The sequence below is a fragment of the Streptomyces tendae genome, assembly GCF_014650435.1.
Taxonomy (GTDB): domain Bacteria; phylum Actinomycetota; class Actinomycetes; order Streptomycetales; family Streptomycetaceae; genus Streptomyces; species Streptomyces tendae.
In genome coordinates, this window is the sequence record NZ_BMUY01000018.1 from 141,168 (window position 1) to 154,440 (window position 13,273).

The following is a 13,273-nucleotide window of genomic DNA, read 5'->3' on the forward strand; positions in this document are numbered from 1 at the left end:
CCCGTCAGCCGAAGAAGTTCCGTACGTGCTCCAGGCCGTCGACCAGCGCGTCGATCTCGGCCGGCGTGGAGTACAGATAGAACGACGCTCGCGTGGTCGCAGGAATTCCGTAGCGCAGGCAGACCGGGCGGGCGCAGTGGTGGCCGACCCGGACCGCGATGCCCTGCTCGTCCAGGACCTGGCCCACGTCGTGCGGGTGGATGTCCCCCAGCGTGAAGGAGATCGCCGCGCCGCGCTCCTCGGCCGTGGTGGGGCCGATGATGCGCAGGTCCGGGACCTCCAGCAGGCGCTTGACCGCGTACTCGGTCAGCGCGTGCTCGTGGGCGAGGATCTTGTCCATGCCGATCGAGTTGAGGTAGTCGATCGCCGCGCCGAGACCGACCGCCTGGGCGACCGGGGGCGTGCCCGCCTCGAACTTGTGCGGGGCCGGGGCGTAGGTGGAGGAGTGCATCGAGACGGTCTCGATCATCTCGCCGCCGCCGAGGAACGGCGGGAGGTCCTCCAGGAGCTCCTGGCGGCCCCACAGCACGCCGATGCCGGTCGGGCCGCACATCTTGTGGCCGGTGAAGGCCACGAAGTCGGCCTGGAGGGCCTGCACGTCCAGCGGCATGTGCGGCGCGGCCTGGGAGGCGTCGATGCAGACCAGCGCGCCGACCTCCTGGGCGCGGCGCACGATCGCCTCGACCGGGTTCTGGGTGCCCAGGATGTTGGAGACCAGCACGAAGGAGACGATCTTCGTCTTCTCGGTGATGACCTCGTCGATGTTGGACAGATCCAGGCGGCCGTCGTCGGTGAGGCCGAACCAGCGGAGCTTCGCACCGGTGCGCTGCGCCAGCAGCTGCCACGGCACGATGTTGGAGTGGTGCTCCATCTCCGTGATGACGATCTCGGTCTCGTGGTCCACGCGGTAGGGGTCGTCGGCCCAGCCCAGCATGTTCGCGACCAGGTTGAGGGACTCCGAGGCGTTCTTGGTGAAGATCACCTCGTCGCGCGAGGGCGCGTTGACGAACTCCGCGACCTTGTCACGCGCGCCCTCGTACAGCGCCGTGGCCTCCTCGGCGAGGACGTGCACGCCGCGGTGGACGTTGGCGTTGTAGCGCTCGTAGTACTCGCTGAGCGCGTCCAGCACCTGCCGCGGCTTCTGGCTGGTCGCCGCGTTGTCCAGGTACACGAGCTTGTGCCCGTCGTGGACCTGGCGGTCCAGGATGGGGAAGTCCTTGCGGATCGCCTCTGTGTCGAGGAGGCCCGGCAGCTGTGTCACTCGGATGCGCCGCCCTTCGTGTATGCCTCGTAGCCCTCGGCCTCCAGCTTGTCGGCCAGCTCGGCGCCGCCGGACTCGGCGATGCGGCCGTTGGCGAAGACGTGGACGTGGTCGGGCTTGATGTAGCGCAGGATGCGCGTGTAGTGCGTGATCAGCAGGGTGCCGACCTCACCGGTCTCGCGGACGCGGTTGACGCCCTCGGAGACGACGCGCAGCGCGTCGACGTCCAGGCCGGAGTCGGTCTCGTCGAGGATGGCGACCTTCGGCTTGAGCAGCTCGAGCTGGAGGATCTCGTGGCGCTTCTTCTCACCGCCGGAGAAGCCCTCGTTGACGTTGCGCTCGGCGAAGGCGGGGTCCATGTTGAGGCGCTCCATGGCCTCCTTGACCTCCTTGACCCAGTGCCGCAGCTTGGGGGCCTCGCCGCGGACGGCGGTGGCGGAGGTGCGCAGGAAGTTGGAGACCGAGACGCCGGGGACCTCGACCGGGTACTGCATGGCGAGGAAGAGGCCGGCGCGGGCGCGCTCGTCGACGGACATCTCCAGGACGTCCTCGCCGTCGAGGGTGACGGTGCCGCCGGTGATCGTGTACTTCGGGTGACCCGCAAGGGAGTAGGCGAGGGTCGACTTGCCGGAGCCGTTGGGGCCCATGATGGCGTGCGTCTCGCCCTGCTTCACGGTGAGGTCGACGCCCTTGAGGATCTCCTTCGTGGCGTTGTCGGCCTCGACGGTGACGTGCAGGTCTCGGATTTCAAGCGTTGCCATGGGTGCCTCAGGACTCCTGGGTGAGGGAGACGAGCACGTCGTCCCCTTCGATCTTTACGGGGTATACGGGGACGGGGCGCGTCGCCGGCAGACTGTCGGGCTTGCCGGAGCGGAGGTCGAAGCGGGAGCCGTGCAGCCAGCACTCGATGTGGCAGTCGTCGACCTCGCCCTCGGCCAGCGAGACGTTCGCGTGCGAGCAGATGTCGTTGATCGCGAAGACCTCGCCCTCGGTCCGCACGACGGAGATCGGCGTGCCGTCGAGTTCCACCCGCTTGGGGGTGTCCTCCTCCAGCTCGTCCGCTCCACAGACGCGTACGAAGGTCATGCGACCGACGCCTCCAGCTCTTGTGCGATCTTGGCGAGGAGGCGCTCCTGGATGTCCTCGACGCCGATCTGCTGGACCAGCTCGGCGAAGAAGCCGTGGACCACCAGGCGGCGGGCGTCCAGCTCGGGGATGCCGCGCGCCATCAGGTAGAAGAGCTGCTCGTCGTCGAAGCGGCCGGTGGCGGAGGCGTGACCGGCGCCGACGATCTCGCCGGTCTCGATCTCCAGGTTCGGCACGGAGTCGACCCGCGCGCCGTCGGTGAGGACGAGGTTGCGGTTCATCTCGTAGGTGTCGGTGCCCTCGGCCGCGGCCTCGATGAGCACGTCGCCGATCCACACCGCGTGCGCGTCGTCGCCCTGGAGCGCGCCCTTGTAGACGACGTTGGACTTGCAGTGCGGGACGTTGTGGTCGACCAGGAGGCGGTGCTCCTGGTGCTGGCCCGCGTCGGTGAAGTACAGGCCGAACAGCTCGGCCTCGCCGCCGGGCCCGGCGTAGGCCACCCGCGGGTGCAGCCGGACCAGGTCGCCGCCGAAGGTGACGACGAAGGACTTGAAGGTCGCGTCGCGGCCGACGAGCGCGTTGTGCTGGCCGACGTGGACGGCCTTGTCGTCCCAGTCCTGGACGGAGACGACGGTCAGCTTGGCGCCGTCGCCCAGGACGTAGTCGACGTTGGCGGCGAGCACCGCGTCGCCGGTGTGGTCGATGACGACCACGGCCTCGGCGAAGGCGCCCAGCTCGATCACCTGGTGGCCGAAGCGGGTGCCGCCCTCGCCGTGCACGGCGATCCGGATCGGCTCGGTGAGGACCGTCTCCTTGGGGACGGTGATCACGCCGGCCTTCTCGAACGCCGAGTATGCCTGCGCGGCGACCCGGTCCACGGGGGTGCCGGCCCTGCCGATGCGCGCGTCGTCGCGGCCGACGGTCTCGACGACGACGCCCTCGGGCGCCTCGATGTCGACCTTCACGCCGTCACCGGTGGCGGCGGCGGTGCCGTCGTGCAGCCCGCGCAGCCGCTCCAGCGGGGTGAACCGCCATTCCTCCTCGCGGCCGTGGGGGACCGGGAAGTCCGCCACGTCGAAGGACGCGGGCGCGCTCATGCGCGTGGCGACGGTCGACTCGGCGGCCACCGCGATCTGGCCCGCGGTGGTGGACCCCACGGGGATGTTCTGAGCCTCAGCCATGGCTGTCGGTCTGCTCTCTTCCTACGTTCCTGGATCTGGTGACTGCTGCGGGGGCGGCGGGGGTCAGCCGACCGCGCCCTCCATCTGCAGCTCGATCAGCCGGTTGAGCTCGAGGGCGTACTCCATGGGCAGCTCCTTGGCGATCGGCTCGACGAAGCCGCGCACGATCATCGCCATCGCCTCGAACTCGCTCAGACCGCGGCTCATCAGGTAGAAGAGCTGGTCCTCGGAGACCTTGGAGACGGTCGCCTCGTGGCCCATGGACACGTCGTCCTCGCGGACGTCCACGTAGGGGTACGTGTCGGAGCGGGAGATGGTGTCGACCAGCAGCGCGTCGCACAGCACGTTCGACTTGGAGCCGTGGGCGCCCTCGCCGATCTCGACGAGACCGCGGTAGGAGGTGCGGCCGCCGCCGCGCGCCACGGACTTCGAGACGATGTTGGAGGAGGTGTTCGGCGCCATGTGGACCATCTTGGAGCCGGCGTCCTGGTGCTGGCCCTCGCCCGCGAAGGCGATGGAGAGGGTCTCGCCCTTGGCGTGCTCGCCCATCAGGTAGACGGCCGGGTACTTCATCGTCACCTTGGAGCCGATGTTGCCGTCGATCCACTCCATGGTCGCGCCCTCGTACGCCACGGCGCGCTTGGTGACCAGGTTGTAGACGTTGTTCGACCAGTTCTGGATGGTCGTGTAGCGGCAGCGGGCGTTCTTCTTGACGATGATCTCGACGACCGCGGAGTGCAGCGAGTCCGACTTGTAGATCGGCGCGGTGCAGCCCTCGACGTAGTGCACGTAGGCACCCTCGTCGACGATGATCAGGGTCCGCTCGAACTGGCCCATGTTCTCCGTGTTGATACGGAAGTAGGCCTGGAGCGGGATCTCGACGTGCACGCCCTTCGGCACGTAGATGAAGGAGCCGCCGGACCACACGGCGCTGTTCAGCGAGGCGAACTTGTTGTCACCGACGGGGATGACGGTGCCGAAGTACTCCTTGAAGAGCTCCGGGTGCTCCTTCAGGGCCGTGTCGGTGTCCAGGAAGATGACGCCCTGCTCCTCCAGGTCCTCGCGGATCTGGTGGTAGACGACCTCGGACTCGTACTGCGCGGCGACACCGGCGACGAGGCGCTGCTTCTCCGCCTCGGGGATGCCGAGCTTGTCGTACGTGTTCTTGATGTCCTCGGGCAGGTCCTCCCAGGACTCCGCCTGCTTCTCCGTGGAGCGCACGAAGTACTTGATGTTGTCGAAGTCGATCCCCGACAGGTCCGAGCCCCAGTTCGGCATGGGCTTCTTCTCGAAGAGGCGCAGGCCCTTGAGACGGAGCTTGGTCATCCACTCCGGCTCGTTCTTCTTCGCGGAGATGTCGCGGACGACGTCCTCGTTGATGCCGCGCTTGGCAGAGGCGCCGGCCGTGTCGGAGTCGGCCCAGCCGTATTCGTACTTGCCCAGGCCCTCGAGCTCGGGGTGGGCAGTCTCCGTGGGGAGAGTCATGCGGGGTTCCTCCCGGCCGTGCTTGCAGATGCGTTAGCGGTGTTCTCGGACGCGCGCGCCGGGGGTGGCGCGTGCGAAGTCTTCGGAATGAACGTGGTGCAGACCCCGTCGCCGTGCGCGATGGTCGCGAGACGCTGTACATGCGTACCGAGCAGCTCGGCGAAAAATTCCGTCTCCGCCTCGCACAGCTGCGGGAACTGCTCCGCGACGTGGGCGACCGGGCAGTGGTGCTGGCACAGCTGCTCGCCCTGCTGGGGGTGGGGTGCGCTCCGCGCGGTAGCAGCGTACCCGTCCTCGCTCAGGGCCTTGGCCAGCGCTTCGGCGCGCTTCTCGGCGGGGACGGACTCGACGGCCGCGCGGTACGCCCCCGACTGGGCGGCGATCCGGGCGCGGGCGAAGGCGGCGATCGCCTGCTCCCCGCCCTCCTGCTCGGCGATCCAGCGCAGGGCGTCGGCGGCCAGTTTGTCGTACGACTGGTCGAAGGCGTCCCGGCCGCAGTCGGTGAGCGCGAAGACCTTGGCGGGCCGCCCGCGCGTGCGCGCGCCGTAGACCCGCTGCTCACGGGGCTCGACCACGTCGTCGGCGACCAGGGCGTCGAGGTGGCGCCGGACGGCGGCCTGGGTCAGGCCCAGGCGTCCGGCGAGCTCGGCGACAGTGGACGGCCCGTGGTCCAGGATGGAGCGCGCGACCCGGTTGCGGGTGGACCGCTCACCGGTCGCGAGTTCCTCCTGCGGAGCCTCACCGACGTTTTTCACAACGCCATTGTTGCGTAATTCCTTCGAGGCGGGCAAGCCGCGTCCGGATCACCGGACGGTGCCCTGCGTCACTTAGGCATACCTAAGCTGACCTGCGGAAACGATCTTTGATCGATCAGCCACGAGCAATCCACTGGCGTCCGCGACCGGCTTCCGGAACACTCCCCCGCATGCCCACACCCCCTCCGACCGGCCCACTCGTCACCCGCGGCTCGATCGCAGCCGGGCTGCGCGAACTGGGTGTGCGGACCGGCGACACCCTGCTCGTGCACTCCTCCCTCAGCTCCCTCGGCTGGGTCTGCGGCGGCCCGGTCGCGGTGGTCCAGGCGCTGCTCGACGTCCTCGGCCCCGGCGGCACCCTGGTGGTCCCGACGCAGACCGGCGACCTCTCCGACCCGGCCCTGTGGACCAGCCCGCCGGTGCCCGAGGAGTGGTGGGAGACCGTGCGCGCCGCGACGCCCGCCTACGACCCGCTGATCACGCCCTCGCGCGGCGTCGGGGTGGTCCCCGAGACGGTGCGCACCTGGCCGGGTGCCCGGCGCAGCGCCCATCCGCAGACCTCCTTCGCGGCCCTCGGTGCCCGCGCCGGGGAGGTGGTCGCCGACCACGCGACCGACTGCCGGCTGGGCGAGCGGAGCCCCCTGGCCACGCTGGAACGGCTGGACGCCCGGGTCCTGCTGCTCGGCGCGGGCTACGACGCGTGCACCGCCTTCCACCTCGCCGAGTACCGGATCCCCGGCCCGCTGGTGGAGGTGGGCCGCCCGGGGCCGGTGGGCTGGGAGCGGGTGACCGAGGTGTCGATCACCTCGGAGCGCTTCGACGAACTGGGCCACGACTTCGAACGGGACCGCCTTGTGATGCGCGGCCGGGTCGGCGCGGCCGAGGCACGCCTGTTCCCGCTGCCGGACGCGGTCGCGTACGCCGAGCGGTGGCTGCCGCTGCACCGCCCCCGCGAGTGAGCCCCCGTCCCGGGCCGGAGGAGGTTACCCACGGTTTTCCACACCCCCGCGCCCGGCAGGTCGTCCGCCTACCTAGACTCGTGACCCATGCGAAGCGAGCCCGTGGTCCAGGTCCAGGCCCTGGTGAAGCGGTACGGAACGAAGACCGCGGTGGACGGCCTCGACCTGGTGGCCCGCACGGGCGTCACCGCCGTGCTCGGCCCCAACGGGGCGGGCAAGACGACCACGGTCGAGACCTGTGAGGGATACCGCAGAGCGGACTCCGGGACGGTGCGTGTCCTGGGCCTCGACCCGGTGCGCCAGGGCGCCGAGCTGCGCCCGCGGATCGGCGTGATGCTCCAGTCCGGCGGCGTCTACTCCGGCGCCCGCGCGGACGAGATGCTGCGCCACGTCGCGAAGCTGCACGCCCATCCGCTGGACGTCGGCGCACTGATCGAGCGGCTCGGGCTCGGCTCGTGCGGCCGCACCACGTACCGCAGGCTCTCGGGCGGGCAGCAGCAGCGGCTCGCCCTCGCGATGGCCGTGGTCGGCCGCCCGGAGCTGGTGTTCCTGGACGAGCCGACCGCCGGTCTCGACCCGCAGGCCCGCCGCGCCACCTGGGACCTCGTACGGGACCTGCGTGGCGACGGGGTCTCCGTGATCCTCACCACGCACCACATGGACGAGGCCGAGCAGCTGGCCGACGACGTGGCCATCATCGACACCGGCCGGGTCGTCGCCCAGGGCTCCCCCGAGCAGCTGTGCCGCGGCGGCGCCGAGAACACCCTGCGGTTCACGGGCCGTCCGGGACTGGACGTCGCGTCCCTGCTCAAGGCGCTCCCCCCGGACTCCGCGGCGGCCGAGCTGACCCCGGGCTCGTACCGGGTGAACGGCGAGGTGGACCCGCAGCTGCTCGCGACGGTGACCTCCTGGTGCGCCCAGCACGGGGTGATGCCGGACCGCATCTCGGTGGAGCGGCACACGCTGGAGGACGTCTTTCTGGAGCTGACAGGCAGGGAGTTGCGCTCATGATTTCGGTCAGCGCCAAGGACGGCCGGGGGCCCGGGGGTCGTCCCCCGGGAAGACACAGCCTGGAACTGACGGGCAAGGAGCTGCGCGGGTGACCACGACGACAGGGACCCCCGGGGACACGGGCACGCCCGGCGGTACGGGGGCGTACGCGCCCAGGCCCGGCGCCGCGCCGCTCGGACGCATGATCGCGGCGCAGGCCGTGCTCGAGACGAAGATGCTGCTGCGCAACGGCGAGCAGCTGCTGCTGACGGTGGTCATCCCGACGCTGCTGCTCGTCCTGTTCAGCTCCGTGGACATCGTCGACACCGGGGCCGGGGAGGCGGTCGACTTCCTCGCCCCCGGCATCCTGGCGCTGGCCGTGATGTCGACGGCGTTCACGGGGCAGGCCATCGCCACCGGCTTCGAACGCCGGTACGGGGTGCTGAAGCGGCTGGCGGCCTCACCGCTGCCGCGCTGGGCCCTGATGACCGCGAAGACGGCGTCGGTCCTGGTCACCGAGGTGCTCCAGGTCGTGCTGCTGACGGTGATCGCCTTCGCGCTGGGCTGGTCGCCGCACGGCAACCCGGCGGCCGTGCTGCTGCTCCTGGTCCTCGGCACCGCCGCCTTCTCCGGGCTGGGCCTGCTGATGGCCGGCACCCTCAAGGCGGAGGCCACGCTGGCCGCCGCCAACCTGGTCTTCCTGCTGCTCCTCGTGGGCGGCGGGGTGATCGTGCCGCTGGAGAAGTTCCCGGACGCGGCGCAGGACGTGCTGGGGCTGCTGCCCATCTCCGCCCTGTCGGACGGACTGCGGGACGTCCTCCAGCACGGCGCCTCGATGCCCTGGGGAGACCTGGGGATCCTCGCCGGGTGGGCGGTCGTGGGGCTCGCGGCCGCGGGGAAGTTCTTCCGCTGGGAGTAGGAACACATGCCACGGACCGACCCTCGTGAAAGCGTGCACAAGCGGGCGCCTACGATGGACGGCGTGCCAAACGTGACCCGCGCCGACGCCGCAGCCGCCGTGCGCAACCCGCTCGCCTTCATCGCCGCGCGCTGGACCCCGCATCCCCGGACGGTCCAGCGGGCGGCCCTCGCGCCCCTCGTGATGTCGGTGGTCATCGTCGTCACCGGCGGCGCCGTCCGGCTCACCGGCTCGGGCCTCGGCTGCCCGACCTGGCCCAAGTGCACCGACGACTCGCTCACCACCACGAGCGAGATGGGCTTCCACGGCATCATCGAGTTCGGCAACCGCATGCTGACCTACGTGCTGTGTGCCGCCGTCGGCTGGGCGATCATCGCCGCCCGCTCGCAGAAGCCCTACCGGCGCAGCCTCACCCTGCTGGGGTGGGCGCAGTTCTGGGTCGTGATGAGCAACGCCGTCCTCGGTGGCATCGTCGTGCTCGTCGGGCTCAACCCGTACACCGTCGCGGCGCACTTCGTGGCGACGACGGCGCTGCTGACCCTGGCCACGGTGATGTGGCAGCGCACCCGGGAGGGCGACACGGCACCGCGCCCGCTGGTCGGCAAGTCCGTGCAGCAGCTGGTGTGGGTGATGGTCGTCGTCTCCGCGCTGCTGGTCGTGGTCGGCACCGTGGTCACCGGCGCGGGACCGCACGCGGGCGACTCCAGCGACGTGCCGCGCATGCCGGTCGACTGGGAGATGATCAGCAAGGCGCACGCCGTCCTGGCGTGGATCGTGGTGACGCTGACCTTCGCCCTGTGGTTCGTGCTGAAGGCGGTCGACGCGCCCAAGGGCCCGCTGGCCCGTACCCGCGACCTGTTCCTGGTACTGCTCGCCCAGGGGGTCATCGGGTACGTCCAGTACTTCACCGACCTGCCCGAGGTCCTGGTCGGCCTGCACATGTTCGGCTCGTGCCTGGTGTGGATCGCGGTGCTGCGCGTGCTGCTGGCGCTGCGCGAGCGGCCCGAGGAGACGGTGCCCGAGCTGCCCTCTCAGGAGTACGACGCCACCAGCGTGTCGATGGCCGGTCCCAGGTAGCTCCGGGTCAGCTCCGCGCGGCGGGCGGTCCACTCCCCCGTGGCCGCGGGACGCGCGCGGTTCCCGTACCGCCGTTCGCTGATGTCCTCGACGACCTCGCCGGGAGCGCCCAGGGCGGGCAGCTCGTCCAGGGCCTGCCGCTTGGTGATCAGGCGGCCCTCGCGCAGGGTGACGGTGGCTCGGGCGAAGGTGATCAGCCCCAGGTCGACCCAGACGTCCTGCGACCACAGCTCCGCCCTGCGCACGTGCGGACGCCAGAACTCCCGCTGGTCCCGGACGACGAAGGCGTCGAGCTCCGGGTCCGGCACCGGAGGCAGCAGCTGCTTCGGCGACTCGCCGTGCAGGACGCGCCCGAAACTGTGGAGTTCGCGCCGGGTGACCGGGGTGACGGTCCGCTTGAAGAGCTGCTGGTGGGCCCAGGTCAGATGCCGCTGGTCGGGGTCGGCGACGGTGTCGGGCGACAGGTAGGTGCAGTGCAGCAGTCCGGCCAGGGGCTCGTCGCGCAGCCGGGCGTGGAGCAGCCCCAGCCGCCAGGCCGTACGGGCCGTGGCCGGCCGTGGCAGGACGGCGATCAGGTCGAGGTCGCTGCGGCCCTCCTGGTAGTCGCCCGCACCCAGTGAACCGTGCGCCCAGACGGCCACGGGGTCGAGGGGCGCGAGGTGTGCGAGGAAGCGGTCGAGCAGGGCGTCGGTCGGCATGCGCCCAGTCTCTCCGCCCGGCTCCGGTGTGTACACCGGTCACTCCAGCCCGTACACCCGCCCCGCGTTCCCCGAGGCGATCAACCCCGCCACCCGTTGTGCGTCCCCGAGCGACCACGCCCCCTCGGCCACCCAGGCGCCCAGCACCCGTCCGAGGGCTTCGCGGAACAGCCGGGCGGCGACCACGTGCAGCTCGGGCAGGCCCTGGGCGCCGCTGGAGAAGAGGATCTTACCGAAGGGGGCCAGCTCCAGGATCTCCGCGAGGACCGTCGCGGCCCGTGCGCCGGTGCGCACCAGGGCGGCGCCCGAGTCGGCGTAGACGTGCGAGAAGACCCCGGCCAGGTGGGCGGCGTGGCGGTGGTAAGGGTAGCCGTGCAGCAGGACCAGGTCGGTGCCGAGACCGGCGGTGGCCCGCACGAAGTCGGTGAGCAGGACCGGGTCGGTGCGGTCGATGCGCAGGCCCGGCTCCCCGAGGCCCGCGTGCAGCTGGAGCGGCAGGCCCGAGGCGACGGCGATCCACAGCAGGTGGCGCAGCAGCACCGGATCGCTCAGCTCCCCGCCGACCTCGCGCCCGGTGAGCCAGCGGGCGGCGGCCCCGCGCACCTCGCCCGCGCCGGGCGGCTCCGGCGCGAGCGCCAGACCGTGCCGGACCCCGGCCACGGAGGTGAAGGCGACCGCGCCCGCGGCGGCGCCGTGCACGGCCTCGGCGAGGTTGGCGAGGAAGGACTCGACGGTGCCGGAGGTGTCGGCGACCTGCTCGGCGAGGAGTTCCAGGCGCACGATCTCGCGCGTGTCGGCGTCCGCGGCCGTGGCCATCTCGGTCGGTCCGGTGAGGTCGCCGGGCAGCCCGGCATCGACCAGGTAGGTGGTGATGCCGCTGCCGCGCAGCAGCCTGCGGTCGGCCTCCATGACGCCCAGTTCACGGCGCCGGGCCAGATAGCGGGCGGGCGTGCAGTGCGGTTCCAGGCCGAGCAGCGGCGGGCACCATCGGCGTACCGCGAAGCCGGTCTGGGTGTCGAAGAGGGTGGTGCCGGGGGCGGGCGGACCCTCGGTGCGGGCCAGCTGGGCCTCGAAGGTGCCGAGGCCCAGCTCCGTTCTCAGGACGCCGTGGCAGTACTGGTCCACCAGGGACGGCGTTTCGATCATCCGGGCTCCCCGTGCTGGGACCGTGCGCCGTGCGGCTCGCGTGCCTCGAACGGCCCGTGCGCCTCGCGGCTTCCTACGGTCCTAACGGGTGAACCCGCTCTCAGGTGTTGCTCGGCCCGCCGACCTGGATGCCGGCCATGCGGGACCACTCGTAGCGGCCCGTGGTCACCTTGGCGGCGAACTCGCCGTCGAAGTCCTCGTGCACGGTGATCCCGGACTTCTCCACGGCCTTCTGCGCGGTCTCGTAGGTGCGCGCCACCAGGTCGCCCCAGGCACCGTCCTCGCCGACCAGCACGATCCGGGCGCCGCGCTCACCCAGGTAGGCCACCTGGGCCTCGGCGCCGCCGTGGGCCTTGGAGAAGGAGTCGATCCGCCCGGCCAGCCGGGTCACCCGGCGCTCGGCCCACCGGTCGGCCTTCGTGTCAACCTGCTGCGTGTCTGCCATGCCCAGGATGCTACCGACGGGTAGATCGAACGGCGACGGGCGGGGTGCGTGGCCTTGACCACGCACCCCGCCCGTCCCGAAGAGATATCAGCGCAGGAACCCCGGAGGGATGTCAGCGCAGGAAGGGGTCCACCGCGATGGCGAGGAACAGCACCGACACATAGGTGATGGACCAGTGGAACAGCCGCATCTCCTTGAGCTTGCCACCGGTCACCTCGGCCTTGGCGCGGTTCTGCAGTCCGTGCGCCTCCCACAGCCACATGCCGCCGGCCGCCACGGCGACCGCCGTGTAGAACCAGCCGGTGTAGCCGAGCGGCGTCAGCAGCAGCGACACGATGACCATCACCCAGCTGTAGATGACGATCTGCCGGGCGACCACCTTGTTGGACGCGATCACCGGGAGCATCGGCACGCCGACGCGCGCGTAGTCCTCCTTGACCTTCATGGACAGCGGCCAGTAATGCGGCGGCGTCCAGAAGAACATCACCCCGAAGAGGATGATCGGCGCCCAGGACATCGAGTTGGTCACGGCCGACCAGCCGATGAGCACCGGCAGACAGCCCGCGATACCGCCCCAGACGATGTTCTGCGAGGTGCGGCGCTTGAGGATCATCGTGTAGACGACCACGTAGAAGAGGAGCGCGCCGAGCGAGAGCCAGGCCGACAGCCAGTTGACGGTGAAGCCGAACAGCAGCGTGGAGACGATCGCCAGGGCGATGCCGAAGACCAGGCATTCCACCGGACTGACCATGCCGGTCACCAGCGGGCGCTGCGAGGTCCGGTCCATCAGCGCGTCGATGTCGCGGTCGATGTACATGTTCAGCGCGTTCGCGCCGCCGGCCGACAGGTAACCGCCGACGCAGGTCAGCAGCACCAGCGTCAGATCCGGAACACCCTGCTCGGCGAGGAACATCACCGGAACGGTGGTGATCAGCAGAAGCTCGATGATCCGCGGCTTGGTCAGCGCCACGAACGCCTTGACACGGGCCCCGAACGGCCGGTGACTCGGGCTCTGGTTCGTCCCGATAACCCCCGCAGGACGGGATTCAACGGCCGTCACGCACACCCCTGACAGAGACATCCCAGCGAGCCTCCCCGTGTGAAGTGGCGGTAAAGGCTCGCGCGTACCACGCCACTTTAGACGTTGCCCATACCTCGGCCTTCGCGGGGGTGGGCTCGTGTTGGCCGGGGTGCTCCGACGTGCGTTCGCGGAGTCGATTGAGCGGTCAGATGAGCGGCTCCGTATTCACTTGCCGAATGCGGTTTCGCCC

Annotated in this window: 14 protein-coding genes; 4 read left to right on the forward strand and 10 right to left on the reverse strand. The window is 70.6% G+C overall.

Going from position 1 to position 13,273, the window contains the following annotated elements; translation table 11 throughout:
* Positions 1-4 precede the first annotated feature (4 nt).
* From IE258_RS35300 to IE258_RS35325, 6 genes are all read right to left on the reverse strand, one after another.
* On the reverse strand, positions 5-1,261 hold the full coding sequence (locus IE258_RS35300) for a cysteine desulfurase (protein WP_109031968.1): 1,257 nt from the start codon (positions 1,259-1,261) through the stop codon (positions 5-7).
* A complete protein-coding gene (sufC, locus tag IE258_RS35305; protein WP_031046948.1) occupies positions 1,258-2,022 on the reverse strand; it encodes a Fe-S cluster assembly ATPase SufC in 765 nt (254 codons plus the stop codon). Before sufC ends, IE258_RS35300 begins: the two co-directional genes overlap by 4 nt.
* 7 nt (positions 2,023-2,029) lie before the next feature.
* Positions 2,030-2,347 carry a non-heme iron oxygenase ferredoxin subunit gene (locus IE258_RS35310; protein WP_053128856.1) on the reverse strand — a complete coding sequence of 106 codons (318 nt, stop codon included), beginning with the start codon at positions 2,345-2,347 and terminating at the stop codon, positions 2,030-2,032.
* Positions 2,344-3,528, reverse strand: a complete 1,185-nt coding sequence (sufD, locus tag IE258_RS35315; protein WP_159326534.1) for a Fe-S cluster assembly protein SufD — start codon at positions 3,526-3,528, stop codon at positions 2,344-2,346. The genes IE258_RS35310 and sufD overlap by 4 nt, the downstream gene beginning before the upstream one ends.
* Positions 3,529-3,591: 63 nt before the next feature.
* Complete coding sequence (gene sufB / locus IE258_RS35320) at positions 3,592-5,013, reverse strand: Fe-S cluster assembly protein SufB (protein WP_003976894.1); 1,422 nt, start codon at positions 5,011-5,013, stop codon at positions 3,592-3,594.
* Positions 5,010-5,768: a helix-turn-helix transcriptional regulator gene (locus tag IE258_RS35325; protein WP_003976893.1), complete on the reverse strand. Its 759-nt coding sequence runs from the start codon at positions 5,766-5,768 to the stop codon at positions 5,010-5,012. The genes sufB and IE258_RS35325 overlap by 4 nt, the downstream gene beginning before the upstream one ends.
* A 170-nt stretch (positions 5,769-5,938) precedes the next feature.
* On the opposite strand from IE258_RS35325, the gene IE258_RS35330 reads away from it, so the two are divergent.
* From IE258_RS35330 to IE258_RS35345, 4 genes are all read left to right on the forward strand, one after another.
* Positions 5,939-6,727: an AAC(3) family N-acetyltransferase gene (locus IE258_RS35330; RefSeq protein ID WP_189749935.1), complete on the forward strand. Its 789-nt coding sequence runs from the start codon at positions 5,939-5,941 to the stop codon at positions 6,725-6,727.
* Between the two features lie 87 nt (positions 6,728-6,814).
* Positions 6,815-7,738 carry an ABC transporter ATP-binding protein gene (locus IE258_RS35335; protein ID WP_189749936.1) on the forward strand — a complete coding sequence of 308 codons (924 nt, stop codon included), beginning with the start codon at positions 6,815-6,817 and terminating at the stop codon, positions 7,736-7,738.
* An 88-nt stretch (positions 7,739-7,826) separates the two neighbouring features.
* On the forward strand, positions 7,827-8,636 hold the full coding sequence (locus IE258_RS35340; protein WP_189749937.1) for an ABC transporter permease: 810 nt from the start codon (positions 7,827-7,829) through the stop codon (positions 8,634-8,636).
* 6 nt (positions 8,637-8,642) lie between these two features.
* Positions 8,643-9,713 (forward strand): COX15/CtaA family protein, encoded by a 1,071-nt coding sequence (locus IE258_RS35345; RefSeq protein ID WP_189749939.1) that lies wholly within the window; start codon positions 8,643-8,645, stop codon positions 9,711-9,713.
* On the opposite strand, the gene IE258_RS35350 is transcribed toward IE258_RS35345, so the two are convergent.
* The 4 genes from IE258_RS35350 to IE258_RS35365 all read right to left on the reverse strand — a co-directional run bounded on the left by IE258_RS35350 (position 9,668) and on the right by IE258_RS35365 (position 13,083).
* Positions 9,668-10,411 (reverse strand): nucleotidyltransferase domain-containing protein, encoded by a 744-nt coding sequence (locus IE258_RS35350; protein WP_229892620.1) that lies wholly within the window; start codon positions 10,409-10,411, stop codon positions 9,668-9,670. The two genes, IE258_RS35345 and IE258_RS35350, sit on opposite strands and share 46 nt — an antisense overlap.
* A 39-nt stretch (positions 10,412-10,450) precedes the next feature.
* Positions 10,451-11,557 carry an amidohydrolase family protein gene (locus tag IE258_RS35355; RefSeq protein ID WP_189749941.1) on the reverse strand — a complete coding sequence of 369 codons (1,107 nt, stop codon included), beginning with the start codon at positions 11,555-11,557 and terminating at the stop codon, positions 10,451-10,453.
* Positions 11,558-11,657: 100 nt separating this feature from the next.
* Positions 11,658-12,002, reverse strand: a complete 345-nt coding sequence (locus IE258_RS35360) for a hypothetical protein (protein ID WP_189749942.1) — start codon at positions 12,000-12,002, stop codon at positions 11,658-11,660.
* Positions 12,003-12,114: 112 nt separating this feature from the next.
* Entirely contained in the window at positions 12,115-13,083 is a 969-nt protein-coding gene (locus IE258_RS35365; protein ID WP_373309972.1) for a heme o synthase, read from the reverse strand.
* Between the last annotated feature and the right edge of the window lie 190 nt (positions 13,084-13,273).